This is a genomic window from Coprococcus sp. RTP21281st1_F1_RTP21281_210402, assembly GCF_040915325.1.
GTDB lineage: Bacteria > Bacillota > Clostridia > Lachnospirales > Lachnospiraceae > Coprococcus > Coprococcus aceti.
In genome coordinates this window covers 143,860-170,134 of record NZ_JBCPDQ010000003.1, presented here as the reverse complement: position 1 = coordinate 170,134, position 26,275 = coordinate 143,860, and the positions used below count along the sequence as shown (strand labels likewise).

Annotated in this window: 21 protein-coding genes; 20 read left to right on the top strand and 1 reads right to left on the bottom strand. The window is 44.0% G+C overall.

Annotated elements, in window-relative coordinates:
• The first annotated feature begins 72 nt into the window (after window positions 1-72).
• The 19 genes from AB5150_RS05065 to AB5150_RS04975 all read left to right on the top strand — a co-directional run bounded on the left by AB5150_RS05065 (window position 73) and on the right by AB5150_RS04975 (window position 24,326).
• Window positions 73-243 carry a chorismate--pyruvate lyase gene (locus AB5150_RS05065; RefSeq protein ID WP_117549008.1) on the top strand — a complete coding sequence of 57 codons (171 nt, stop codon included), beginning with the start codon at window positions 73-75 and terminating at the stop codon, window positions 241-243.
• A 128-nt stretch (window positions 244-371) separates the two neighbouring features.
• Window positions 372-638 carry a 30S ribosomal protein S15 gene (gene rpsO / locus AB5150_RS05060; RefSeq protein ID WP_004851136.1) on the top strand — a complete coding sequence of 89 codons (267 nt, stop codon included), beginning with the start codon at window positions 372-374 and terminating at the stop codon, window positions 636-638.
• Window positions 639-943: 305 nt separating this feature from the next.
• On the top strand, window positions 944-3,040 hold the full coding sequence (locus AB5150_RS05055; protein WP_022216529.1) for a polyribonucleotide nucleotidyltransferase: 2,097 nt from the start codon (window positions 944-946) through the stop codon (window positions 3,038-3,040).
• 158 nt (window positions 3,041-3,198) lie between these two features.
• Complete coding sequence (locus tag AB5150_RS05050) at window positions 3,199-5,601, top strand: N,N'-diacetylchitobiose phosphorylase (protein WP_055222577.1); 2,403 nt, start codon at window positions 3,199-3,201, stop codon at window positions 5,599-5,601.
• 112 nt (window positions 5,602-5,713) lie between these two features.
• Window positions 5,714-6,370 carry a ClpP family protease gene (locus AB5150_RS05045; protein WP_022216527.1) on the top strand — a complete coding sequence of 219 codons (657 nt, stop codon included), beginning with the start codon at window positions 5,714-5,716 and terminating at the stop codon, window positions 6,368-6,370.
• Window positions 6,371-6,429: 59 nt separating this feature from the next.
• Window positions 6,430-7,311 (top strand): undecaprenyl-diphosphate phosphatase, encoded by an 882-nt coding sequence (locus tag AB5150_RS05040; protein WP_055144539.1) that lies wholly within the window; start codon window positions 6,430-6,432, stop codon window positions 7,309-7,311.
• Between the two features lie 21 nt (window positions 7,312-7,332).
• Window positions 7,333-10,230 carry a DNA translocase FtsK 4TM domain-containing protein gene (locus AB5150_RS05035; protein ID WP_368291429.1) on the top strand — a complete coding sequence of 966 codons (2,898 nt, stop codon included), beginning with the start codon at window positions 7,333-7,335 and terminating at the stop codon, window positions 10,228-10,230.
• A 19-nt stretch (window positions 10,231-10,249) separates the two neighbouring features.
• Window positions 10,250-11,920: a formate--tetrahydrofolate ligase gene (locus AB5150_RS05030; RefSeq protein WP_368291428.1), complete on the top strand. Its 1,671-nt coding sequence runs from the start codon at window positions 10,250-10,252 to the stop codon at window positions 11,918-11,920.
• Window positions 11,921-11,932: 12 nt separating this feature from the next.
• Window positions 11,933-12,775, top strand: a complete 843-nt coding sequence (gene folD / locus AB5150_RS05025; RefSeq protein ID WP_015534883.1) for a bifunctional methylenetetrahydrofolate dehydrogenase/methenyltetrahydrofolate cyclohydrolase FolD — start codon at window positions 11,933-11,935, stop codon at window positions 12,773-12,775.
• Between the two features lie 28 nt (window positions 12,776-12,803).
• Window positions 12,804-14,117: a 30S ribosomal protein S12 methylthiotransferase RimO gene (gene rimO / locus AB5150_RS05020; RefSeq protein WP_022216522.1), complete on the top strand. Its 1,314-nt coding sequence runs from the start codon at window positions 12,804-12,806 to the stop codon at window positions 14,115-14,117.
• Complete coding sequence (pgsA, locus tag AB5150_RS05015) at window positions 14,114-14,638, top strand: CDP-diacylglycerol--glycerol-3-phosphate 3-phosphatidyltransferase (RefSeq protein ID WP_368291427.1); 525 nt, start codon at window positions 14,114-14,116, stop codon at window positions 14,636-14,638. Before rimO ends, pgsA begins: the two co-directional genes overlap by 4 nt.
• Window positions 14,639-14,878: 240 nt before the next feature.
• Window positions 14,879-16,294 (top strand): acyl-CoA carboxylase subunit beta, encoded by a 1,416-nt coding sequence (locus tag AB5150_RS05010; RefSeq protein ID WP_015534885.1) that lies wholly within the window; start codon window positions 14,879-14,881, stop codon window positions 16,292-16,294.
• 15 nt (window positions 16,295-16,309) lie between these two features.
• Window positions 16,310-17,287, top strand: coding sequence for an OadG family protein (locus AB5150_RS05005; RefSeq protein WP_022216521.1), 978 nt, complete (start codon window positions 16,310-16,312; stop codon window positions 17,285-17,287).
• Between the two features lie 19 nt (window positions 17,288-17,306).
• A complete protein-coding gene (locus AB5150_RS05000; protein WP_015534886.1) occupies window positions 17,307-17,687 on the top strand; it encodes a biotin/lipoyl-containing protein in 381 nt (126 codons plus the stop codon).
• Between the two features lie 41 nt (window positions 17,688-17,728).
• Complete coding sequence (locus AB5150_RS04995; protein ID WP_022216519.1) at window positions 17,729-18,859, top strand: sodium ion-translocating decarboxylase subunit beta; 1,131 nt, start codon at window positions 17,729-17,731, stop codon at window positions 18,857-18,859.
• Between the two features lie 33 nt (window positions 18,860-18,892).
• A complete protein-coding gene (locus tag AB5150_RS04990; RefSeq protein WP_015534888.1) occupies window positions 18,893-20,299 on the top strand; it encodes an oxaloacetate decarboxylase subunit alpha in 1,407 nt (468 codons plus the stop codon).
• Between the two features lie 98 nt (window positions 20,300-20,397).
• On the top strand, window positions 20,398-21,657 hold the full coding sequence (locus tag AB5150_RS04985) for an NAD(P)/FAD-dependent oxidoreductase (protein WP_022216518.1): 1,260 nt from the start codon (window positions 20,398-20,400) through the stop codon (window positions 21,655-21,657).
• A 40-nt stretch (window positions 21,658-21,697) separates the two neighbouring features.
• Entirely contained in the window at window positions 21,698-22,360 is a 663-nt protein-coding gene (gene cmk, locus AB5150_RS04980; RefSeq protein ID WP_022216517.1) for a (d)CMP kinase, read from the top strand.
• A gap of 16 nt (window positions 22,361-22,376) precedes the next feature.
• On the top strand, window positions 22,377-24,326 hold the full coding sequence (locus tag AB5150_RS04975; RefSeq protein ID WP_022216516.1) for a bifunctional 4-hydroxy-3-methylbut-2-enyl diphosphate reductase/30S ribosomal protein S1: 1,950 nt from the start codon (window positions 22,377-22,379) through the stop codon (window positions 24,324-24,326).
• Between the two features lie 71 nt (window positions 24,327-24,397).
• On the opposite strand, the gene AB5150_RS04970 is transcribed toward AB5150_RS04975, so the two are convergent.
• Window positions 24,398-25,456, bottom strand: coding sequence for a ribonuclease H-like domain-containing protein (locus AB5150_RS04970; RefSeq protein ID WP_055144524.1), 1,059 nt, complete (start codon window positions 25,454-25,456; stop codon window positions 24,398-24,400).
• A gap of 202 nt (window positions 25,457-25,658) precedes the next feature.
• On the opposite strand from AB5150_RS04970, the gene ruvA reads away from it, so the two are divergent.
• Window positions 25,659-26,261 carry a Holliday junction branch migration protein RuvA gene (gene ruvA, locus AB5150_RS04965; RefSeq protein WP_055144521.1) on the top strand — a complete coding sequence of 201 codons (603 nt, stop codon included), beginning with the start codon at window positions 25,659-25,661 and terminating at the stop codon, window positions 26,259-26,261.
• Window positions 26,262-26,275 lie beyond the last annotated feature (14 nt).

Here is a 26,275-nt window from a genome sequence, read left to right as displayed (position 1 = left end):
ATATTAAAATATCTATGAAATGAATGAAAGAACACGGCTGAAAGCACAGCCGGACATAAGGTGGTCAAGAAAATGGAGAAATATTATATAGTAAAATCGATAGACGGAGATTACGCAAATCTTGCTGATGAGAATGATCTTGGCGGTGAGACAAAGCTCGTTGCAAGGGCGCTGCTTCCGGAAAGTATAGCGGAAGGAACAAGGCTGCACTATGCATTTTTGCAGTATGAAATTGCGGATTAATTTCCTCTTTACAAAACCAGACACATATGTTATCCTACACAAGGTCAACTGACACTTAGTTTGAGGACACCTCTAGGCCTTTTGCCCGGTGTCAGTCATGTATATTATTTTATAGGAGGATTGTTATTATGATAACAAAAGAGCAGAAGCAGGAAATCGTAGCTAAGTACGGCAAGGATGCAAACGACACAGGTTCAACAGAGGTTCAGATCGCACTTCTTACAGCAAGAATCAACGATCTCAACGGACATTTCAAGGCTAATCCAAAGGATCATCACTCAAACCGTGGTCTTCTTAAGATGGTTGGTCAGAGAAGAAACCTTCTTGCATACCTCAAGAGCAAGGATATCGAGGCATACAGAAAGCTCATCGAGAGCCTTGGACTTAGAAAGTAATTTCTATTCGAGCCTTAATACAATAACAATTATGGGAATCATGTGTACACGCATGATTCCTTTTTATTTGCCCGGACACATTTTTATGGTATCAAATAGTGTAAACAGAGGTGTTTGGATATTGTATTTTTTATATTCGTATGATAAAATTTAAAAGATTGTGGAATGACATATCGAGACTTCTATAAAGAATATCATGGATCATCGCTGAAAGATGGCAAAAAGGTTATAAGACATGGTGTTTTTTATAGTTGTTTCGACGTCTTCCACAATACAAATAAATATTAAATCAAGGAGATTTTGAGATGAGTAAGGAATTCAAGAGATACCAGAAAGAGATCGCTGGCAGAATGCTCACTGTTGATATCAACAGAGTAGCTGCACAGGCAAATGGTGCTGCATTTATCAAGTACGGAGACACAACAGTGCTTTCAACATGTACAGCTTCAGAGAAGCCAAGAGACGGAATCGATTTCTTCCCACTTTCAGTAGAGTATGAGGAGAAGTTATATTCAGTAGGAAAGATACCTGGAGGATTCAATAAGAGAGAGGGTAAGGCATCAGAGAACGCTGTCCTCACATCACGAGTAATCGACAGACCTATGAGACCTCTTTTCCCTAAGGATTATAGAAATGATGTAACACTCAACAACCTTGTTATGTCAGTAGATCCAGAGTGCAGACCGGAGCTGGTTGCAATGCTTGGATCATCTATCGCAACATGTATATCAGACGTTCCATTTGACGGACCATGTGCCATGACACAGGTAGGTCTCATCGACGGAGAGTTCATCATCAACCCAACACAGAAGCAGTGGGATGAGGGTGATCTGAAACTCACAGTTGCATCTACATCACAGAAGGTTATCATGATCGAGGCCGGTGCAAATATTGTACCTGAGGCTAAGATGATCGAAGCTATCTACATGGCTCATGATATCAACCAGGACATCATCGCATTTATCAATGAGATAGTAGCTGAGGTTGGAAAGCCAAAGCATTCATATGTAAGCTGTGCAGTTCCAGAGGAGCTCTTTGCAGCGATTAAGGAGATCGTTCCTCCAGAGGCTATGGAGGAGGCTGTATTCTCAGACGAGAAGCAGGTTCGTGAGGAGAACATCAGACAGATCACAGAGAAGCTTGAGGAGGCATTTGCAGACAACGAAGAGTGGCTTGCAGTCCTTCCAGACGCTATATACCAGTATCAGAAGAAGACAGTAAGAAAGATGATCCTCAAGGATCACAAGAGACCTGATGGACGAGCTATCAACCAGATCAGACCACTTGCTGCTGAGGTTGACATCATTCCTAGAGTCCACGGCTCAGCTATGTTTACAAGAGGACAGACACAGATCTGTAACGTATGTACACTTGCTCCACTTTCTGAGATCCAGAGAGTTGACGGACTTGACGAGAACGTTACATCCAAGAGATATATGCACCACTACAACTTCCCTTCATACTCAGTAGGAGAGACAAAGGTTTCAAGAGGACCTGGACGTAGAGAGATTGGACACGGTGCACTTGCTGAGAGAGCACTTCTTCCTGTACTTCCAAGTGAGGAAGAGTTCCCATATGCGATCAGAACCGTATCAGAGACATTTGAGTCAAATGGTTCAACATCAATGGCATCAACATGTTCATCGTGTATGTCACTCATGGCTGCCGGTGTTCCTATCAAGGCTATGGTTGCCGGAATCTCATGCGGACTTGTAACAGGTGATACAGACGACGATTACATCGTACTCACAGATATCCAGGGACTTGAGGACTTCTTCGGAGATATGGACTTCAAGGTAACAGGTACAACAGAGGGTATCACAGCTATCCAGATGGATATCAAGATTCACGGACTTACAAGACCTATCGTTGAGGAGGCTATCGCAAGAACACGTGAGGCAAGACTCTTCATCATGGAGACATGTATGAAGCCGGCCATCGCTGCTCCAAGACCAACGGTCAATGAGTTCGCGCCAAAGATCAAGCAGATCAAGATAGATCCAGAGAAGATCGGTGAGGTTATCGGACAGAGAGGTAAGACTATCAACACTATCATCGAGGAGACAGGTGTTAAGATCGATATCGATGATGAGGGAAGAATCTCTATCTGTGGCGTAGAGCAGGCAGGTATGGACAAGGCTATCGAGATGATCAACATGATCGTAGAGCCTCTTGAGGTTGGCAAGAACTACCATGGTAAGGTTGTAAAAGTTATCGACTGTGGAGCTATCGTATCGCTTGCACCTAACAAGGATGGACTCATCCACATCTCAAAGCTTTCAGACAAGAGAGTTGCAAAGGTTGAGGATGTTGTAAATGTAGGTGATGAGGTTGACGTTAAGGTCATCAAGATCGACGAGAGAGCAGGAAGAATAAGCCTGAGTCTCAAGGATGTACAGTAAATAACAGTTCTGAGCTAAACTATAATAAGGATATTTTTTATAAGGGTAAATTTGATGTCTCGAAGCCGGTCTGTCATATGGCCGGTTCCGGGGCATTGTAGTAAATAAAGGCATACATAAACAAACTAAAAAATAAATTCAGATTTAAGGGGGAACATATGAGATACGGTTATTTTGACGAACAGAACAAAGAGTATGTAATTGACAGACCAGACACCCCGGCACCTTGGGCAAACTACCTTGGTTCACCGGAATACGGAGCTATAATCTCCAACAACGCAGGAGGCTACAGCTTTGAGAAGTCAGGAGCAAACGGAAGAATACTGAGATACATATTTAACAGCTTTGATCAGCCTGGAAGATATGTATATCTTCGCGATGATGACACAAAGGATTACTGGTCAGCATCATGGCAGCCGGTAGGCAAGAGTCTTGATGTGTATAAGAGTGAATGTCACCATGGAACGGCATATACAAAGATGTATGCAGAGTATTCTGATATCAAGTCAGAGGTGATGTATTATGTTCCACTTAACAAGACACATGAAGTGTGGAAGGTGAGAGTTACCAACAACTCTGATAAGCCTCGTAACCTTTCAGCTATCGGATACTGTGAGTTTACAAATGACTGCAATTATGAGCAGGATCAGGTAAATCTCCAGTATACACTGTTCATAACCAGAACATATTTCATGGACAACAACAAGATCCTTCAGGTCATCAATGAGAATGTTGAGAAGGCTGAGATCAATGGAAGTAAGGCAAACAAAAGATTCTTTGCACTTGCCGGAAGTGATGTTGCATCATACTGTGGTGACAAGGAGGAGTTCCTTGGAAGATATCACGGCTACGGCAATCCGATCGGAGTTATAAATGGAGATCTTGGCAACAAGCTCAACTACAACAGCAATGCCTGCGGTGGACTCCAGACAAAATTCACACTTGCTCCGGGCGAGTCAAAGGATTTTGCATTCATAGTCGGAATGAAGGACAATGACGCTGCAAATGCTGTCATAGCCGGATACGCAGATCCTGCCGCAGCATGTCAGAAGGAGCTTGACGAGCTGATCGAGTATTGGCATTCAAAGCTCAACAACTTCCAGGTGCACACACCTAGTGATTCATTCAACAACATGGTAAATACATGGAATGCATACCAGTGTTTCATGACATTCATATGGTCAAGAGCTGCATCGTTCTCATACTGTGGTCTGAGAAACGGATATGGATACAGAGATACAGTTCAGGATATCCAGGGCGTTATCCACCTTGCACCTGAGATGGCTCTTGAGAAGATCAGATTCATGCTGTCAGCACAGGTTGACAACGGCGGTGGACTTCCACTTGTAAAGTTCACACATAACGCAGGTCATGAGGATACACCGGATGATCCATCATATGTACAGGAGACAGGACATCCTGCATACCGTGCAGACGACGCACTTTGGCTGTTCCCAACTGTATATAAGTACATTGCTGAGTCAGGCAACCTTGACTTCATAGACGAGGTTATTCCATTTGCCAACAAGGATGAGGGTACAGTTTATGAGCATCTTAAGAGAGCGATAGATTTCTCCATGAACAGACTTGGAGATAATGGTATGCCGGCAGGACTCTGGGCAGACTGGAATGACTGTCTGAGACTTGGAAAGAGAGGCGAGTCAACATTTGTTGCAATGCAGCTCTACTATGCGATGACAGTTATCAAGTATTTTGCTGAGATGAAGGATGATGCAGAGTACATAGATTACATCAACAGCATTCAGTACAAGATGGGTGAGACCATTCAGGAGAAGTGCTGGGAGGATGACAGATTCATCCGTGGATACAAGGAAGGCGGACAGGTCATCGGTTCAAAGAATGATCCTGAGGCAAGCATGTGGCTGAATCCTCAGTCATGGGCAGTTATAAGCGGACTTGCCACAAGAAAGCAGTCTGAGATCGCCCTTGAGTCTGTTCACAGGGAGCTTAACACAGAGTACGGTGTGAGACTTATGTTCCCACCATACAGAGAGCATGCATTTGACGGAGCACTCATGCTTCTGTTCAATGCAGGAACAAAGGAGAATGCGGGTATATTCTCACAGCCACAGGGCTGGATAATACTTGCCGAGGCGCTCATGGGACATGGAAACAGAGCGTTTGAGTATTTCAACGAGAGCTCTCCTGCATCCATGAATGATAAGGCAGAGATCAGAAAGCTTGAGCCATACTGCCATGGACAGTTCACAGAGTCTGTTGGAAGTCCATTTGAGGGTCGCGCTCATGTACACTGGCTTACAGGTACAGCATCCACATGTATGGTTGGCTGCGTTGAGGGTATCATGGGTATGAGACCAGACTTTGGCGGAATCAAGATCGCGCCTTCAGTCCCATCAGACTGGAAGGAGTTTGAGATCGAGAAGATGTTCAGGGGTAAGAAGCTCTCAATCAAGGTTCAGAATCCTGATGGACATGAGAGCGGTTTCCAGAGCCTCACATTAAATGGTGAGAAACTTGAGGCCAATTATATCCCTGCTGACAAGCTTGCTGATACAAACGATATCGTGCTTGTAATGTAATGAATATAAATACATTATTTATACCATATTAAGTTAAGAAGGGCTCAGCCCTTCTTAATTTTTGCCCTGATGCGGAATGAGTGGATTGGGGTTGGAAGGTGGTGCAGGCGAAGTGGAATCGGTATCGATCGCTGAGAGGTTAAAACTCACTGACAACATACATGTTATGGATGTTCCAGGTGGAGGTTATATCCTGTTATGTGGAATATATGGAGAGATTGAGGGGCATGACAAGCTTCCTGCCGGTATGAAGAGTACAAGCTACGAGAAGCTGCTTCCGGTGATAGCCCAGGCAGAAAACTGCGGAGATGTAAAGGGAGTCTTGACTCTGATAAATACGGTCGGAGGCGATGTTGAGTCCGGACTTGCCATATCTGAGATGTTGTCCAGCCTGTCAAAGCCGGTCGTCAATATCGTGCTTGGCGGCGGACATTCCATAGGAGTTCCTCTGGCGGTGTCGGGAAATGTGTCTTTTATAGTGCCGACCGCAACGATGATAGTTCATCCAATAAGGACAAATACGGCGGTGCTTGGAGTTAAGCAGAACTTTGAATATATAGAGAAGATGCAGGAGAGGATCATACAGTTCACAGTGGATCACTCATCTATAGACAGGAAAGAACTGGAGAAACTTATGTTTAACACGACAGAGCTGACCAAGGATGTGGGCTCGGTTCTGATAGGAAAACAGGCTGTCGAAAAAAGGGTTATAGACAGGATCGGTGGTATGTCGGCGGCTTTAAAAACGCTGTATGACTTGATTAATTAAGAAAATGATAGTAAAATTCCATAGGATATTGTATAAACATCGATCAAGGGAGGTTGGTCATGAGCTTATTACAGGCAATTTTGATGGGAATAATACAGGGAGCTACAGAATTTCTTCCAGTCAGCAGTTCGGGACATCTGGCTATTTTCAAGAATATTTTTGGAGTGGAGACCGATACGGGTATATTATTTGACATACTGCTCCATTTTGGCACGCTGGTTGCCATATTTATAGTCTACTGGGCAGATATAAAGAAGCTTGTTATAGAGGGACTCAAGATAGTTGGAGATTGCTGTGTCAATCTGGTAAATTTCATAAAGAACAAGACCTCGAAGGAGGAACAGATATATCCGTATAGGAAGATTGTGTGTACGGCATACAGAAAGTTTGTTATGCTCATACTCGTGTCAACTCTTACGACGACGGTGATCGCAGTCCCATTTGACAAAGCTATAGGACATGCGGGAGATACACTTTTGATACCGGGTATCTGTCTGTGTATAACATCTGTTATCCTGTATTTTGCGGACAGACTGCCGGCTGGTAAGAAGAGTGTGGCAAAGGCTACATACAGAAACGCCATATTTGTAGGTCTGGCACAGGCTGTTGCTACGCTTCCGGGAATATCAAGATCCGGAAGTACGATAACTGCAGGTCTGGCATGCGGCTACACAAGAAAATTCACGGTAAAGTATTCATTTATAATGTCGATACCGGCTGTTCTGGGAGCAGTCATACTGGAGATACCTGATCTGTTTAAGTCATCTATTTCAGGAACTGATGTTGTAAATTACATAGTTGGAATGGTAGTTGCAGGTGTTGTTGGATATTTATGTATAAAATTTATGCTTTATACGGTCAAGAAAAAGAATTTTAAGGGCTTTTCCATATATTGTATGATCGCGGGAATCGTGTCTGTAATATGGTATTTTGTTGCTTAAGATTTAGAATAGAGGTAGAAAATGGCTGCTGGTAATAAAAAGTCATACAAGAACAATACATCAAAGAATGGCACGTCCAAAAACGCTGCGTCTAAAAAGACTGTGGCAAAGAACTCTTCAAAAGGTGGATCAAATAACAGGACATCTGCGAAGAAGAATACTGCATCGAAAAAAACATCTGCCAGATCAAAGGCTGCCATAGAACGCAAAGCCCGGGAAGAGGAACTGGCAAGGCAGAAGCAGATGAGAAGTGAGATCATACTCATAGTTCTCTTTGCATTTTCGGTATTTCTGCTACTTGCAAACTTCAGGATCTGCGGAATAGTGGGAGATACAGTATCGGGATTTTTCTTTGGAATAATCGGTTTCAGCGAGTACATATTCCCGGTATATCTGTTTGTGTCGGCTGCCTATCTTATATCAAATGATTTCAGGGGGAAGATCGTCAAAAAGGTTGTATATTTTGGCGTTGTGCTCATCCTGTTGTCCATGGTATTTCAGGCTATATATTCATCGACCTTTGAGTCGGTCAAGGTTCTGTACATGGATGGGTATAAGGACAGATCGGGCGGAGGAGTTATATGCGGAGGAATATTCTTTGCGATAAGGACACTGCTTGGAGTTCCGGGTGCGTGCATAGTAATATTTATAGCTGCGGTTATCATGTTCATTCTCATAACGGAGATATCAGTTATAGACGAGATCAAACTTTTCATAGCATCTATCCGTGAGCGCAGAGAAAGTGATGATGACGAACAGTATGAAGATGAGGAGTATCAAAGTGACAGATATGACGATGGTTATTACTCACATGATGTAAATGATACTCCGGTTCGCAGAGTGAGACCATCGATGGCAAATCTCAATGTGTACAGCAGCGATAAGTCCAAGGATGACAGAGCTTCCGACAGGACTGCTGCAACGCAGGTCAAGCCAAGGAAGACTAAGATACAGAAGGATGTAGAGAGGGAGCCTGCCAGGGATTTCTTTGCCATGGAGGATGTCCACGAGCTCACTCCTGGAGATGGCGCTGTGGATATGTCCTATGATGAATTTAACAATGACATAGAGAAGATCGTCATGACCGACAGAGAGGAGATCGTCAATCCAGTTCAGATAGACAGAGAGGATCCTGTGCATAAACCGGTGCGGAAGCCTGCACCTGTGAAGAGAAGAAAGCCAGTGGTCGTAACTCCTGAAGAACCAAAGCTGGCTGCTGTGGACACTGATATGGAGGATGCAGAGATACTTTCATTTACTGATGATGCGGAGGATGTCCTTGCGGGAGCGGTAAATGGCAATATGCATCCAGAGAGTGTGTCAGATTACAATCCGCTCTACGACTCTGCATTTGCGGAGGAGGAGAAGACGGATACCGCGGCTCAAAGCAAAAAGAAGCCGGCGGTACAGACTGAGAGCTCAAAGCAGTATCAGGAGGGAAGAAAATATAAATTCCCAACGGCAGATCTGCTGTCCCAGCCTAAAAAGACGAACAATTCCAACAGGGATGCCCATGTCAGGGAGACAGCCATCAAGCTTAAGAATACCCTCGAGACATTTGGCGTCAATGTAACCATAACAAACTATAGCTGCGGTCCTGCTGTAACGAGATTTGAGATGCAGCCGGAGCAGGGTGTCAAGGTCAGCAAGATACTGAACCTTGCGGACGACATAAAGCTCAACCTTGCGGCTGCGGATATACGTATAGAGGCACCGATACCTGGCAAGGCAGCCATAGGAATAGAGGTCCCTAACAAGGAGAACTCAATTGTGGCGTTCCGGGAGCTTATAGAATCAGATAATTTCAAGAACCTCAAGTCCAAAGTGGCATTTGCGGTTGGTAAGGATATAAGTGGACAGGTCATCGCAACGGATATTGCCAAGATGCCGCATCTTCTGATCGCCGGAGCCACAGGTTCGGGTAAATCAGTGTGTATCAATACACTTATAATGAGTATACTGTACAAAGCCACACCGGAGGAGGTAAAGCTCATAATGATAGATCCTAAGATGGTTGAGCTTGCATGCTACAATGGCATACCACACCTTCTGATACCGGTCGTAACAGATCCAAAGAAGGCGGCAGGGGCACTCAACTGGGCTGTCATGGAGATGACAAGAAGATACCAGCTTTTTGCTGAGCACAGTGTACGTAATATACAGGGATATAATGACAAGGTTGAAAATGCCGTTATAGCGGGAGCTGATGGAGAAAAGCTGACCAAGATGCCACAGATAGTGGTCATAGTGGATGAGCTTGCAGATCTTATGATGGTTGCACACGGCGAAGTCGAGGATGCTATAGTGAGACTTTCACAGCTTGCCAGAGCAGCGGGTATACATCTTGTCATAGCAACACAGAGACCGTCGGTTGATGTCATAACAGGTCTCATAAAGGCAAATGTTCCATCGAGAATAGCATTTGCAGTTTCGTCGGGAGTTGATTCCAGAACCATACTTGATATGGTAGGAGCAGAGAAACTTCTTGGAAAGGGAGATATGCTGTTCTATCCGACAGGCTATCCTAAGCCGGTCAGAGTACAGGGCGCATTTGTGTCGGATGATGAGGTTACAGCGGTTGTTGATTTCCTCAAGAAGAACAATGGCGTGGGAACATATGATGAGGAGATATCCAAATCAATATCCGGAAATGGTGGATCAGGCGCCACAGCGATAGGTGGGGCTTCAGCCAGTGATAAGGATGAATATTTCGTGGAAGCGGGAAGATTCATTATAGAGAAAGAAAAAGCTTCTATAGGTATGCTTCAGAGAACGTTCAAGATAGGCTTTAACAGAGCCGCAAGGATCATGGATCAGTTGATGGCCGCGGGAGTAGTTGGCCCGGAGGAGGGCACAAAGGCCAGAAAGATCCTGATGACTCAGGAACAGTTTGATGAATATATAGACACTAATTTATAAAAAGCGGAGGATAAGAGCTATGATGACAGACATTGAAATTGCACAGAAGGCTGAGATGAAGCACATAAGGGAGGTTGCTGCAAAGCTCGGAATATCAGAGGATGACCTCGATCTCTATGGAAAGTATAAGGCAAAGCTCTCAGATGAGCTTATAAAGAAGGTTGAGGGCAACGAGAACGGAAAGCTTATCCTCGTTACAGCCATCAATCCAACACCTGCAGGAGAGGGAAAGACGACAATCACTGTAGGACTTGGTGAGGCTATGGGACAGCTTGGAAAGAAGGCGGTTATCGCACTTCGTGAGCCATCACTTGGACCATGTTTTGGAATCAAGGGTGGTGCAGCCGGCGGCGGATATGCACAGGTAGTACCTATGGAGGATCTCAACCTCCACTTTACAGGAGATTTTCATGCTATAACATCTGCAAACAATCTCCTTGCAGCCATGATGGATAACCATATCCATCAGGGAAATGCACTGAGAATAGATGTGAACAGAATAGTGTTCAAGAGATGTATGGATATGAACGACAGAGTTCTCAGACACACAGTTGTCGGACTTGGAAAGCGTGTCGACGGAGTGCCTAGAGAGGACGGATTTGTCATCACAGTTGCATCGGAGATCATGGCTATTCTCTGTCTTGCAAGTGACATGAAGGATCTTCAGGAGAGACTTGGCAGAATAATCGTTGCATACAACATGGACAATGAGCCTGTGACAGCGGCTGATCTCAAGGCTGTAGGAGCTATGGCAGCGCTCTTAAAGGATGCCATCAAGCCAAACCTTATCCAGACACTTGAGCATACACCGGCAATCGTACACGGCGGACCATTTGCAAATATAGCACATGGATGTAACAGTGTAATGGCTACAAAGACAGCATTAAAGCTTGCAGATTATGTAATAACAGAGGCAGGATTTGGCGCAGATCTCGGAGCTGAGAAGTTCTTCGATATCAAGTGCCGTATGAACAACCTTAAGCCGGATGCGGTGGTTCTGGTTGCTACAGTAAGAGCCCTCAAGTACAATGGCGGAGTTGCAAAGGCAGATCTCGGAGAGGAGAATCTTGACGCGCTTAAGGCTGGTATAGTAAACCTTGAGAAGCATATTGAGAATCTTCAGAAGTATGGTGTTCCTGTTGTTGTAACTCTGAATAGATTTGTCACAGACAGTCAGGCAGAGCTTGACTTTGTCAAGAAGTTCTGCGAGGACAGAGATTGCGATTTTGCTCTTGCAAATGTATGGGAGCAGGGAGGCAAGGGTGGTATAGACCTTGCAAATGCAGTGCTCAACACGCTGGAGAACAAGAAGAGCAACTTCAAGGTGCTCTACGATGACAGCCTGTCAATAAAGGATAAGATAAATTGTATCGTTACAGAGATATATGGCGCGGATGGTGTTACATACAGCGCAGAGGCCAGCAAGGCCATCGCCAAGATCGAGGAGATGGGATTTGGTAACTTCCCTGTATGTATGGCAAAGAACCAGTATTCTCTGTCAGATGATCCAAAGAAGCTTGGAAGACCTACAGGATTCGATATAAATATCCGTGAGGTTTATGTCAGTGCAGGAGCAGGATTTGTGGTAGCGATTACCGGAACTATCATGACCATGCCTGGACTTCCAAAATCCCCTGCGGCAGAAAGGATTTATGTTGATGATGACGGCAAGATCGTCGGATTATTCTAGGAGGACAAATAAATGTATAAGCTTATAGATGGTAAGGTTATATCAAAACAGATAAAGGATGAGCTCAAGGAGAAGGTTGCGGGACTCAAGGCAGAGGGCGTAGAGATATGCCTTGCTGTCATTCAGGTCGGAAATGATCCTGCATCGTCAGTATATGTTGGAAATAAGAAGAAGGCATGTGAGTATATAGGAATAGGTTCACTGTCATATGAGCTCCCAGAGGAGACAACTGAGGAGGAGCTTCTTGCACTTATAGAGAAGCTCAACTCTGACGACAAGGTGAACGGAATACTTGTACAGCTCCCGCTTCCAAAGCATATAGATGAGGATAAGGTCATAAAGACCATATCTCCAAAGAAGGATGTGGACGGCTTCCATCCGATGAGTGTTGGTGCACTCAGCATAGGACAGCCGGGCTTTGTGTCGTGTACACCAGCCGGAGTTATCCAGCTCATCAAGAGATCAGGAATAGAGATAGAGGGTAAGGAGTGCGTGGTACTCGGCAGAAGCAATATAGTAGGCAAGCCTATGAGCATGCTGCTGCTCCGTGAGAACGGAACCGTAACCGTGTGCCATTCCAGAACAAAGAATCTCAAGGAAGTGTGCAGACGTGCTGATATACTCGTGGTGGCAATAGGAAAGCCAGAAATGATCGATGCATCTTACATCAAGGAAGGCGCAACAGTTATAGATGTGGGAATCCACAGGGATGAGAATAATAAGCTCTGCGGTGATGTGGATTTTGAATCAGCCAAGGAGGTTGCCGGAGCGATAACTCCTGTACCTGGCGGAGTCGGCCCTATGACCATAGCCATGCTCATGTCAAACTGTGTAGAATCAATAAATATAAACTAAGAACAAGTGCAAAATTATTGGAGAACAGATGAAAGTATTACTCATATCACTAGGCTGTGATAAAAATCTGGTGGACAGCGAGGTCATGCTCGGTTTGCTGAACAAAGCCGGCCACCAGCTTACAAATGATGAGACAGAGGCAGATGTAGTAGTTGTAAATACCTGTGCGTTCATCAGCGATGCGAAAGAGGAAAGCATCAACACCATCATCGAGATGGGAGAACTGAAGAAAACCGGAAAACTAAAAAAGCTTATCGTTGCGGGATGTCTGTCCCAGAGATACAAGGACGAGATAATGAAGGAACTTCCGGAGATCGATGTCATTATTGGTGCGACCAATTACGATAAGATAGTTGAGGCAATAGGAACCGACGAGGAGTCGATCGTAGATGATATAAATTATACTCCAAGGCCGATTGCCGAGAGAATAGTAACGACAAATGCGTCGATGGCGTATTTTAAGATCGCAGAAGGTTGTAATAAACTGTGCACTTATTGTATAATACCTCACATACGAGGCAGATACAGAAGCATGCCGATGGACAGCCTGATCGCATCCGCTGAAAAGCTTGCGTCTGATGGTATAAAGGAGCTTGTCCTTGTGGCACAGGAGACTACGCTGTACGGAGTTGATCTGTATGGTGAGAAGAAGCTTCCAGAGCTTCTCACAAAACTCAGTGAGATAGAAGGCATAGAGTGGATAAGACTTCTGTACTGTTATCCGGAGGAGATAACAGATGAACTAATAGAGGTTATGGCCACGAATCCGAAGATCTGCCATTATGTCGATATACCTATCCAGCATTCTGAGAATGCGATACTTAAGAGAATGGGCAGACGGACCAGCAGAGAGGACATTGTGGAGCTTGTCGGCAGACTGAGGACAGCCATGCCGGATATAGCCATCAGAACCACGCTCATATCTGGTTTCCCAGGTGAGACACAGGAACTGCACGATGGTCTGGTCGACTTTGTTGACGAGTGCGAGTTTGACAGGCTTGGAGTATTCACTTATTCGCCTGAGGAGGGCACTCCGGCTGCGGAGTACGAGGATCAGGTGGATGGAGAGCTGGCTGTAAAGTGGCGCGATGAGATTATGGAGCTTCAGCAGGAGATTTCCTATGAGAAGAACCAGCAGATGATCGGAAGCACCCAGAAGGTTCTCATTGAGGGATATCTGGTCGACGATGATGTATATGTGGGAAGAACCTACAGAGATGCTCCGGGGGTTGACGGAATAGTGTTCGTCAGCGCACCATATGAATTGATATCCGGTTCATTTGTGGATGTGAAGATAACCGAGGCAAATGAATATGACTTGACAGGAGTGATAGTAGAATGAATTTACCAAACAAATTGACAATACTAAGAGCTATAATGATTCCATTCTTTCTCGTGTTTTTATATATGTCACCGGGATGGTCGAAGTGGGTGGCACTTGGAATATTCATAGCCGCATCACTTACAGATATGATTGACGGAAAGATTGCAAGAAAATACAATCTGGTCACCAATTTTGGAAAATTCATGGATCCTCTGGCAGATAAGCTGCTGGTATGTTCGGCACTCATAGCACTGTCGGATCTGAACAGGATCCCAGCATGGATCGTTATAGTGATCATAGCGCGTGATTTCATAATAAGCGGATTCAGACTTATTGCGGCAGAAAAGGGAATTGTTATTGCTGCCGGATGGTGGGGAAAGATCAAGACAACGGTTCAGATGATCATGGTAGGATTTCTGATAGCTGATCTCAAGGTGTTCTACATCTTTGATCAGGTGCTCATCTACCTTGCACTTGCACTGACACTTATATCTCTTGGAGATTATCTGTATCACAACAGAGAAGTTCTCAAGGACTAAAACAGTAAAAAATAAAACAGATTTTATAATTCAACGGGGAATTTGGGGTATACTTTTGTTTGAGGGTATATTTTACACAGATTCCCTGTTTTATTTTGAAAAAAAATCGCTTACAACGCCGATAAACCTTTGGTGGTTTTTTCGATTTTACTTGAAATATGACGACAAAGGCTTTACAATTATACTCGGCGAAAATTGGACTATATATAGTCCTAAAATAAATTAAACGGAGGGCTAAAAATGAGCAACACACCAAGCTTGTCAGCAAGTGACAGAATTTCAATGTTACTTGATGACTCAAGTTTTGTTGAAATCGGCGCATATGTAACTGCTAGAAATACAGATTTCAACATTCAGGACAAGGATACTCCAAAAGACGGCGTAATAACCGGTTATGGAGTGATCGATGGCAATTTAGTTTATGTTTACAGCCAGGATGCAAAGGTGCTCGGCGGTTCTATAGGCGAGATGCATGCCAAGAAGATCGCAAACCTTTACGACATGGCAATGAAGATGGGTGCACCTGTTATCGGGCTGATCGATTGTGCCGGACTCAGACTTCAGGAGGCTACAGATGCTCTTAATGCATTTGGAGAGGTATTCATGAAGCAGACTCTTGCATCAGGTGTAATACCACAGATCACAGCTATATTTGGTACATGCGGTGGTGGTGCAGCACTTATACCTAATCTCACAGACGTAACATTCATGACTAAGGAAGGAGCTAAGCTCTTTGTTAACAGTCCAAATGCTCTGGATGAGAACCGTGCAGAGAAGCTTGACACTGCAGCAGCAGATTATGTTGCAGAGAACACAGCAAATGTTGACGCAGTATACGACACAGAGGCAGAGCTTCTCGGTGCAGTGAGAACTATGGTAGGTCTTCTTCCATCAAACAATGAGGATGATGGCGACTGCGCAGTATGTGAGGATGATGTGAACAGAATCATTCCAGATCTTGCTACAAAGGCAGGGGATGTGAAGGCTGTTATAGCAGATATCACTGATGATGAGTTTGTATTCGAGCTCAAGAAGGATTTTGCAGATGACGTTGTTACTGCATTTATCAGACTTAACGGTGAGACAGTCGGTGTTGTCGGAAACCAGAAGGATGTCATGACAACAGCCGGTGCATATAAGGCAGAGGATTTCGTAAAGCTTTGTGATTCATTCAATATCCCAGTTGTCACACTTGTAAACATCAAGGGATTTGCAGCAACTGTAAAGGAAGAGAAGACTATCTCAAAGGCTGTTGCAAAGCTTACTTACGCTTATGCCAACGCAACAGTGCCAAAGGTAACTGTTATGCTTGACAAGGCATATGGTACAGCCTACACAGTTATGTGTTCAAAGGCTATCGGAGCTGATGTTGTATTTGCTTGGCCTAAGTCAGTTATCGGAACAATGGATCCAGAGATGGCTGTAAAGATCATGTATGAAGATGAGATCGCAGCAGCCGGTGACAAGCTTGCTTATATCAAGGAGAAGAAGGCTGAGTACACAGATGCTCTTTCAGGTGCCGTATCTGCAGCGAGAAGAGGCTACGTGGATGATATCATCGAGCCTGATGCAACAAGAAAGAGAGTTATAGCAGCACTCGATATGCTTTTTTCTAAGAGTGAGGACAGACCATTCAAGAAGCATGGAACAATATAAAGGAGTGACAACTTAATGGAAAAGATAATAAAGAAAAAGTTATTATTGATAGTTTCTATGTTAGCTGTTACATTTGCACTTGCCGGATGTTCGTCTTCAGACAAGAAAGTAGAATTTGACTATGACGGAAACACATTGGTTCAGATAGCAGAAACACAGGCTACGAATTACATGCAGGTTGCGCAGGTTGAAGATGTATATAATTTCTATGTGGATGAAGAGGCAAATGGCGGTCAGGTAGATGAAACGACTGCTGATGCATTAAAGGTTTTTTCAACGATTGAGTCTGACTATGGTAAATTCCAGCAGTTTAAGCCGGTCAATCTCGAAGATGAAGATGATAAAACAATACAAGAAGTTGATGACAAGGTTGTTGTTACATTATATGCAGAATGTGCAGAAAAAGAAGCTATAGTAAAGGCAACATTTGTAGACAATTCGGTAACTTACAATTTCCAGAAGTATTCAGTGATGGCTCAGAATCAGTATTCAGAAGAAGAGGCTGATCAGATGCTTGCATCAAATGGTGTTTATCCATACAAGATTTCCGAATTTGAAGTTGCTGCTAATCAGACACTTAAGGACAAGATGAAGGATGCGGGAGCAAATACCCTCATAGGTATGGGTATCGTGTTTATAGCACTTATCTTCATATCATTCATAATTTCACTTCTCAAGTATGTTCCGGCTCTTTTGGACAAGGAGACAAGAGAGAAGAGAAAGGCTGAGAAGGCAAAGAAGGCTCTTGGAAGCGTTGCAACATTAAATGTTGACAAGGAGGATGAGACTCCTGCAGGAAACGCACCTGCTCCGGCTGGAATAGTAGACATTGTCAACACAGCGACCGGTGAGAGCGTTATGAACGACTCAGAGCTTGTTGCGGTTATATCAGCAGCGGTTATGGCGGCACAGGGCGGAAAGACAAGAGTTCGTGTAAACTATCCAAGTAACGATAAGTTGGTTGTAAGACCAAGAAAAAAGAATAAGAGATAATTATAGGAGGATAATTGTTATGAAGAATTATAGAATCACAGTTAATGGCACATCATACGATGTATCAGTTGAAGAATTATCAGGTGGCGCAGCTCCAGTAGCAGCACCTGTAGCAGCAGCTCCAGTGGCAGCACCTGCACCAGCAGCAGCTCCTGCAGCTCCAGCACCAGCAGCAGGCGGCGCAGGAAGCGTTAAGGTTTCATCACCTATGCCTGGTAAGATCCTTGCAGTAAAGGCTAATGTTGGCGATTCAGTAAAGAAGGGTCAGGTAATCCTTATCCTTGAGGCTATGAAGATGGAAAACGAAGTTGTTGCTCCAGAAGATGGTACAATCGCAAGCATAGACGTTACAGTAGGCGCTAGTGTTGAGTCAGGCGATACACTTGCAACACTCAACTAATTGCTTGAATTAGAATAAATCTTATAGGAGGAAACAACTAAATGGGCAGCACAATAGTTGACGTTTTGACAAATTTAGCTAATCAGACCGGTTTTGCAAGTCTTGACTGGAAGAACTACGTTATGATCCTTATAGCGTTTGTATTCATGTACCTTGCAATCGGAAAGGGCTTTGAGCCACTTCTTCTTGTCCCTATCTCATTTGGTATGTTTCTTGTAAACATGTTCCCAGATATTATGGCAGAGGGCGGCTTGTTACATTATTTTTACCTGCTTGATGAGTGGAGTATCTTACCTTCGCTTATATTCATGGGTGTAGGTGCCATGACAGACTTTGGTCCGCTTATTGCAAATCCAAAGAGCTTCCTGCTTGGCGCTGCAGCTCAGTTCGGTATTTATGCAGCTTACTTCCTTGCATTCCTTATGGGATTCAATGGTAAAGAGGCTGCAGCTATATCAATCATCGGTGGTGCTGATGGTCCTACATCTATCTACCTTGCCGGTAAGCTCGGTATGGGTGGAACACTTCTCGGACCTATAGCAGTTGCGGCATATTCATATATGTCACTGGTTCCAGTTATCCAGCCACCTATCATGAAGGCTCTCACAACAAAGAAGGAGAGACTTGTTAGAATGCCACAGCTCAGACCTGTAACCAAGATCGAGAAGATTCTCTTCCCTATCATTGTTACACTTGTGGTAGTTCTTATACTTCCAACAACAGCTCCACTTGTAGGTATGCTGATGCTTGGTAACCTCTTCAGGGAGTGCGGCGTTGTAAAGCAGCTCACAGAGACAGCTTCAAACGCTCTTATGTATATCGTTGTTATCTTACTTGGTACTTCAGTAGGTGCATCTACAAGTGCAGAGGCATTCCTTAAGATGAGTACACTTAAGATAGTATTCCTTGGTCTTGTCGCATTCGCATTTGGTACAGCAGCCGGAGTTCTCTTCGGTAAGCTCATGTGTTGGGCGACAAAGGGTAAGGTTAATCCGCTTATCGGTTCAGCTGGTGTATCAGCCGTTCCAATGGCAGCCAGAGTTTCACAGAAGGTTGGATCACAGTATGATCCTACAAACTTCCTTCTGATGAACGCTATGGGACCAAACGTTGCAGGTGTTATCGGTACAGCCGTAGCTGCAGGTACATTCCTTGCAATATTTGGAATTTAATCAGAATTTATATAATTATAGGAGGACGATAAAATGGCAGATAAGAAACCGATAAAGATTACGGAAACTGTACTGCGTGATGCGCATCAGTCACTTATAGCTACTCGTATGACAACCGAGCAGATGCTTCCTATCATCGACAAGATGGATAAGGTTGGTTATCATTCAGTAGAGTGCTGGGGCGGTGCAACATTTGATGCATCACTCAGATTCCTTAAGGAGGATCCATGGGAGAGACTCAGAAAGCTCAGAGATGGATTCAAGAATACAAAGCTGCAGATGCTCTTCAGAGGACAGAATATCCTCGGATACCGTCATTATGCAGATGATGTTGTAGAGTATTTCGTACAGAAGTCAATCGCAAATGGTATTGATATCATCAGAATATTTGACTGTCTGAACGATCTTAGAAACCTTCAGACATCAGTTAAGGCTTGTAACAAAGAGGGTGGACATGCCCAGGTAGCTCTTTCATATACACTCGGTGATGCATATACTCTGGATTACTGGAAGGATATGGCAAAGAGAATCGAGGATATGGGAGCAGATTCAATCTGTATCAAGGATATGGCTGGACTTCTTGTTCCAAATAAGGCTACAGAGCTTGTACAGGCACTCAAGGATGGTTCAAGCCTTCCAATTCAGCTTCATACACATTACACATCAGGTGTAGCTTCAATGACATATCTCAAGGCTGTAGAGGCTGGATGTGATGTCATCGATACAGCAATCTCACCTCTTGCGCTTGGTACATCACAGCCTGCAACAGAGGTTATGGCCAAGACATTTGAGGGAACAGAGTTTGATCCAGGTCTGGATCAGAAGCTTCTGGCTGAGATAGCAGACTACTTCAGACCACTCAGAGAAGAGTGGATCGCAAGTGGTCTCTTAAATCCAAAGGTTCTTGGCGTTAACGTTAAGACACTTCTCTACCAGGTACCTGGTGGAATGCTTTCAAACCTCGTATCACAGCTCAAGGAGATGGGTGCTGAGGATAAGTTCGAGGCAGTTCTTGAGGAGGTTCCAAGAGTTCGTAAGGACTATGGTGAGCCACCACTTGTTACTCCTTCAAGCCAGATCGTTGGCACGCAGGCAGTTCTCAACGTCGTAACAGGCGAGAGATACAAGATGTGTACAAAGGAGTCAAAGGCACTTGTACGTGGCGAGTATGGTCAGTCAGTAAAGCCTGTTGATCCAGAGGTTAAGAAGAAGGTTATCGGCGATGAGAAGCAGATCACATGCCGTCCAGCAGATCTTCTTGAGAACGAGCTCGACAAGATTGAGAAGGAGATGATCCAGTACAAGAAGCAGGATGAGGATGTACTCACATATGCACTGTTCCCACAGGTTGCAACTGACTTCTTCAAGTACAGAGAGGCTCAGGATAAGAAGGTCGATGTCACACTTGCTGACAAGGACAGCACAGCTTATCCAGTTTAATAACTGAATTCATAAGGTCAGATATATAAATGATCATAAAAAGGGACGGAGCTCCGCGAGCGGAGTCTCTGTCCTTTTGTTTAATATATGGAGATAATATGACAGGAAAAATAGTGGTTATAGGAGCAGGAGCTGCAGGGGTAATGGCTGCACTGACAGCGGCACAGAAGAATAAGGTCATTCTCATTGAAAAGAATGACAGGATCGGAAAAAAGTTATTTATAACAGGTAAGGGACGTTGTAATGTGACAAATGCATGTGACGCTGACGGATTTTTTAATTCAGTGGTCACAAACAGCAAGTTTATGTACAGCTCCTTTTATACATTTGACAACAATATGATAATGGACTATCTGGAGAAGGCCGGATGTCCGCTCAAGATAGAACGCGGAGGAAGAGTGTTCCCGACAAGCGATCATTCTTCAGACGTTATAGGAGCATTCAAAACTCTTATAAACAGAAATAAAAATATAAGTCTGTATTTGAATACGAAGGTTACAGGAATCAATATAGAGGATGGCAGGATAAAGAGTGTTGACGTATCAGGAGATAACGGCGGGACAGGCAATGACAGGATATACTGTGATGCTGTTATAATTTGTACCGGCGGAAGATCGTATCCACTCACGGGATCTACCGGAGACGGATACAGACTGGCAGAACATATGGGTCATACGATAAAGCCGTTAAGTCCATCACTGGTTCCGTTTGAGATAGAAGAGAAATGCTGCTCCATGATGATGGGACTGTCGCTTAAAAACGTGGCACTTCACATAAGCAGTGGAAAGAAGAAAATATTTGACGAACAGGGGGAGATGCTGTTTACCCACTTTGGCATAAGTGGGCCGCTGGTGATCAAGGCCTCCGCATATATACACAGGTATATTGGAAAAGATATAGACATGTACATAGATCTGAAGCCGGCTATGGACAGAGATATGCTTGATGCCAGACTCCTCAAGGATTTCAAGAAATATGCAAACAAAGACTTCAAGAATTCTCTTGGAGATCTGCTTCCGATCAAGATGATAGATGTGGTTGTGGAGAGATCCGGTATCGATCCGTATAAGAAGGTCAACTCAGTGACCAGGGAAGAAAGACAGAGACTTATAGATGTGCTGAAGGAATTCAGACTTACATTTGTGGGGCTTCGGGGATATGATGAGGCTATAATCACAAGAGGCGGAGTGAGCGTAAAAGAGGTAAATCCTTCCACCATGGAGTCTAAGCTTGTGGGGGGCGTGTATTTTGCCGGAGAACTGCTGGATATCGATGCGCTGACAGGTGGATTTAACCTGCAGGTGGCGTGGTCGACTGGATATCTGGCTGGACTTTCTGCTTCCGAGAGTTTACAATAGGCGTGGACGACAGTCAATTTAATTACAGGGAGACGAAGATATGAATATAGCAATAGATGGACCTGCAGGTGCAGGCAAAAGCACGATAGCAAAAAAGGCGGCAGGCGAGCTTGGTTTTATATATGTGGATACAGGTGCCATGTACAGGGCGGTGGCTGTATATCTCACAGAAAGCGATATATCTGCCAGCGATGAAGACCTGGTGGAGAAAAGCATAGCGGACATTTCCGTGGAGATAAAATATGAGGATGGAGCACAGCAGGTCTACCTTAACGGCGAGAATGTAACAGGAAAGCTGAGAACTGAGGCTGCCGGTAATATGGCTTCAAAGGCATCTGCACTTCCATGCGTCAGGGAAAAGCTTTTGTCACTCCAGCGGGATCTCGCTGCTTCAAATGATGTTGTCATGGATGGAAGGGATATAGGAACAAATATACTTCCTTCAGCAGAGCTCAAGGTATACCTTACCGCCTCTTCGGCAGTGAGGGCCAAAAGAAGATATGACGAGCTTGTCGCAAAGGGCGCTGAGAATATTGATATAGAGAAGATAGAGCAGGATATAATCCAGAGGGATAAGCAGGATATGGAGAGAAAAACAGCTCCTTTAAAGAGGGCTGATGACGCGGTTCTTATCGACAGCTCAGATATGACGATAGAGCAGGTTACAGACACTATAGTCGGACTTGCAAGAGAGAGAATGTAATACAGGTGGTTTAGATATGGAGATATTACTTGCAAAGAGTGCCGGATTCTGCTTTGGCGTTCAGCGTGCGGTGGATACAGCATACGAACATGCTGACGAGGAAAATGTGTATACTTATGGTCAGATAATACACAATGAAGAGGTGGTTGGTGACCTTACAAAGCACGGAGTGCAGGTGATCGACAGTGATGACGAATTGCTTGAGATAAAAGACAGCAAGGTCATAATCAGATCCCATGGCGCTGAGAAAAGGATATATGACATTCTGGAGGCTGGTGGGAATACGGTGATAGATGCGACCTGTCCATTTGTCAAGAAGATACACAACATAGTGCGCGAGGAAGGACAGAAAGGAAATACAGTCGTCATCATAGGCGACTCAAGCCATCCCGAGGTGAAAGGAATCGTGGGCTGGTGTGTAGAGCCTCCGGTAGTCATAGGTTCCGAGGAGGAGGCTGAGGCTTTTGTAAGAAAATGTATTGACGGAGAGGTCAAAACAGCGGATAATATATCGATAGTTAGTCAGACAACTTTTAATTACAGAAAATTTAATTATATTGTTGATATTATTCGAAATAAATTGTATAATGTTACTGCTTATAAGACTATCTGTAATGCTACGTCTGTGCGTCAAAGGGAGGCGCAGGAGATTGCATCAAAGGTAGATGCCATGATTGTTATAGGTGGTCGGAACAGCTCTAATACTCAGAAGTTATATGAGATTAGTAAAAAAGAATGTGAGAATACTTACTATATACAGACACTCGTTGATTTGGATTTGACTACTTTTGAATCCGTTAGTAGGGTAGGTATTACAGCTGGGGCATCTACCCCAAACAAAATTATTAAGGAGGTTCATGGTAGGATGGACGAGATGAATTTTGAAGAATTATTAAAGAATGATGAGAGCAGAGTCTCAATCAAGACAGGAGAGATAGTAGAAGGTAGAGTTATCGATGTTAAGCCTGATGAGATTCTGGTAGACATCAGCTACAAGTCAGATGGTATTATTCCTAGAAGCGAGTATACCAACACACCTAATGCAGATCTGACAGAGCTTGTACATGTTGATGATCCGATAACAGCCAAGGTTGTTAAGACAAACGATGGCGAGGGATCAGTTCTTCTCTCATACAAGAGAGTTGCTGCAGAGAAGGCTAATGAGAAGCTTGAGGCTGCTCTTGAGTCAGGAGAGATCCTTACAGGTAAGGTTGTTCAGGTTGTAAGCGGTGGACTTAACGTTATGTACGATGAGACAAGAGTATTTATCCCTGCTAGTCTTGTTTCAGATACATACGAGAAGAATCTTGACAAGTACCTTGATCAGGATATCGAGTTTGTACTCACAGAGTACCAGCCAAAGAAGAGAAGAATAATTGGTAACAGAAAGCAGATCGTTGCAGCAAGAAAGGCAGAGGCTGCAAAGGCTCTGTTTGATAGAATAGAAGTTGGAATGATAGTTGAGGGTGTTGTAAAGAACGTTACAAGCTTCGGTGCATTCATAGATCTCGGTGGAGCAGACGGACTTCTTCACATCTCAGAGATGTCATGGGGAAGAGTTGACGATCCTAAGTCAGTTCTCAAGGTTGGTGATACTGTTAAGGCATTCATCAAGAACATTGACGGCGAGAAGATCGCTCTCAGCCTTAAGTTTGATGATACAAACCCATGGCTTAACGCAGCAGAGAAGTATGCTCCTGGAACAGTAGTTACAGGTAAGGTAGCAAGAATGGCTGATTTCGGTGCATTTATCGAGCTTGAGCCAGGTGTTGACGCACTTCTCCATGTATCACAGATCTCATATGAGCATGTTAACAAGCCAGAGGATGTATACAAGGTAGGCGATGAGGTTGAGGCAGTTGTTGTTGAGTGCAATGCAGAAGACAAGAAGATCAGTCTCAGCGTAAAGGAATTACTTCCAGCTCCAGAGTATACAGATGATGTAGCAGAGGACACAGAGGAGTAATCTGATATATAGACAGTTAAGAAAACCGTAGTCGATAATGACTACGGTTTTTTTATGCCAGAATATTTATATCAGAATAGTTTGTTCAGGACTGCAAGGATATAGGCGTGGGATTGCTCACATTTTTCGTGTAATTCGGTGCTGTCCGAAAGAAAACGGTTTCCTTTAAGATCTGTATCATAGAATATCTCTCCGTGAAATCCTGGTGGACAGGGTATGAAGCTGCCGGTCTTGGTGGTGAAAGCATTGTCCTTTGTCGCTTTTTCCTTGTGGGCATCGTCCACATAAGCCGCCATTGATTTGTGTATGGCCATGTGCTCCATAGGTAGATAGTAATAATTTTTGTAGTCCTTGAAGAAGTATTTCATTTCGGTGTCCCGGGTCTTTGGAACGACCACATGCATATGTGTGTTACATGCATTTACAAGAATTCCATTCAGGGATTCCGTTATGCGGCATGGAAGCTTTGGAATGGAACAGTTGTATGTTATTGAATCGATGGTATCGGATATATCATCTATCTGAAAGTCATCAGGAATATGAGGGATATTCACAAATTCAGATATAGATATAAGCCCTCTTATATCGTCATGGTTATGGGTGAGCATATCGTCAAGCAGAGATTCGTCGTGAGAATTCAGATAATGCTTGTAGGCGGATATAAGATCGCCTCCTGATATAAAAGTATTTCTCTGGAAGTCAATCAGATGCTCTATGTCAAACTGTTTAGCCGAGTCCAGACGCAGAAGCTTTTTGTATTTTCTGGTTGTTCTATATATATCCACGCTCTGTATATTGTCAAGCGTAGAGTCCACGTCGAATTGCTCCATCTTTTTCAGCAAGTAGGGGATGTCAAAGGTATCGCCGTTGTATGACACCAGTATTTTGTGATTCTTTAGGATCTGTTCAAAATGGGACAGCATTTCAGGCTCTGAAGTTCCGTTGTCATTGAATATCAACTGGGTGCGAAATGCACTGTCTGAGAAATATGAACATCCGATCAGATAGAGATCCGAACGTTTGGCGCTGAGGCCGGTTGTTTCTATATCAAAATAGAGTATATCCGACAGCTCGTCCGATATGTGAGCTGTATCTACATTTATGTCTTCAGTATATTCAAAAATTTTCATAATGGCTCCTTTTGGTTCCTTGCGTAAGGTACATTATAGAACATGCATTGTTCTGCAATATATATAGTAGCTGTCGTTTTTCAAAAAAGCAAACATATATTCACAATTGATAAATAATATGATATAATTACGAAGATTTAGTGTCGGTTTCTATGCGATTTTGAGATACCGTCATATATTACAGGACAGGAAGAGTTAACGGATGATTTCATATATTCGAGGAGCACTTGAAATAAAGGGTGACAATTATATAGTGATCGAGTGTGGTGGAATAGGGTATCAGCTCATGGTATCCGGAAAGTTTATGGAGAAGCTTCCACCGGTACATTCAGAGATAAAAGTAAGCACATACATGTATATACGCGAGGATGAGATATGTCTGTTTGGCTTTGAGAACGCAGATGAACTCAATGTGTTCAAGATACTGCTGGGAGTGAGCGGTGTGGGGCCAAAGGTTGCCATGTCTCTTCTGTCAACACTCACCGTGAACGAGCTCAGGCTTGCGGTCATATCTGAGGATGTAGAGGCCATATCAAAGGCTAATGGAATCGGGGCAAAGGGCGCTTCGAGGATCATTCTGGAGCTCAAGGATAAGCTGAGCATGGAGGATATGATAGATGCAGCATACAATGATTCGGTTGCTGTGCAGAACGCTGCAGGCGATGTGAGAACAAATGTCATATCGGCTCTCACAGCACTTGGATATTCAGGTGTTGAGGCGGGACGTGCTGTTTCGCGCGTAGATGGTTCAGCGGATATGGATGAGGAGCAGCTCCTTAAGGCGGCACTCAGATTTATGATATAGATTATTGATCAGAT

Excerpts from the sequence above, each read along its gene's own strand:
- AB5150_RS05050 (WP_055222577.1), top strand. The coding sequence starts at position 3,199 with ATGAGATACGGTTATTTTGACGAACAGAACAAAGAGTATGTAATTGAC.
- ruvA (WP_055144521.1), top strand. The coding sequence starts at position 25,659 with ATGATTTCATATATTCGAGGAGCACTTGAAATAAAGGGTGACAATTAT.
- AB5150_RS04990 (WP_015534888.1), top strand. The coding sequence starts at position 18,893 with ATGGCAGATAAGAAACCGATAAAGATTACGGAAACTGTACTGCGTGAT.
- AB5150_RS04970 (WP_055144524.1), bottom strand. The coding sequence starts at position 25,456 with ATGAAAATTTTTGAATATACTGAAGACATAAATGTAGATACAGCTCAC.
- AB5150_RS04995 (WP_022216519.1), top strand. The coding sequence starts at position 17,729 with ATGGGCAGCACAATAGTTGACGTTTTGACAAATTTAGCTAATCAGACC.
- AB5150_RS05040 (WP_055144539.1), top strand. The coding sequence starts at position 6,430 with ATGAGCTTATTACAGGCAATTTTGATGGGAATAATACAGGGAGCTACA.
- AB5150_RS05010 (WP_015534885.1), top strand. The coding sequence starts at position 14,879 with ATGAGCAACACACCAAGCTTGTCAGCAAGTGACAGAATTTCAATGTTA.
- AB5150_RS05030 (WP_368291428.1), top strand. The coding sequence starts at position 10,250 with ATGATGACAGACATTGAAATTGCACAGAAGGCTGAGATGAAGCACATA.
- AB5150_RS05065 (WP_117549008.1), top strand. The coding sequence starts at position 73 with ATGGAGAAATATTATATAGTAAAATCGATAGACGGAGATTACGCAAAT.
- AB5150_RS05055 (WP_022216529.1), top strand. The coding sequence starts at position 944 with ATGAGTAAGGAATTCAAGAGATACCAGAAAGAGATCGCTGGCAGAATG.
- AB5150_RS05005 (WP_022216521.1), top strand. The coding sequence starts at position 16,310 with ATGGAAAAGATAATAAAGAAAAAGTTATTATTGATAGTTTCTATGTTA.
- AB5150_RS04985 (WP_022216518.1), top strand. The coding sequence starts at position 20,398 with ATGACAGGAAAAATAGTGGTTATAGGAGCAGGAGCTGCAGGGGTAATG.
- AB5150_RS05035 (WP_368291429.1), top strand. The coding sequence starts at position 7,333 with ATGGCTGCTGGTAATAAAAAGTCATACAAGAACAATACATCAAAGAAT.
- folD (WP_015534883.1), top strand. The coding sequence starts at position 11,933 with ATGTATAAGCTTATAGATGGTAAGGTTATATCAAAACAGATAAAGGAT.
- AB5150_RS04975 (WP_022216516.1), top strand. The coding sequence starts at position 22,377 with ATGGAGATATTACTTGCAAAGAGTGCCGGATTCTGCTTTGGCGTTCAG.
- rimO (WP_022216522.1), top strand. The coding sequence starts at position 12,804 with ATGAAAGTATTACTCATATCACTAGGCTGTGATAAAAATCTGGTGGAC.
- AB5150_RS05000 (WP_015534886.1), top strand. The coding sequence starts at position 17,307 with ATGAAGAATTATAGAATCACAGTTAATGGCACATCATACGATGTATCA.
- pgsA (WP_368291427.1), top strand. The coding sequence starts at position 14,114 with ATGAATTTACCAAACAAATTGACAATACTAAGAGCTATAATGATTCCA.
- cmk (WP_022216517.1), top strand. The coding sequence starts at position 21,698 with ATGAATATAGCAATAGATGGACCTGCAGGTGCAGGCAAAAGCACGATA.
- rpsO (WP_004851136.1), top strand. The coding sequence starts at position 372 with ATGATAACAAAAGAGCAGAAGCAGGAAATCGTAGCTAAGTACGGCAAG.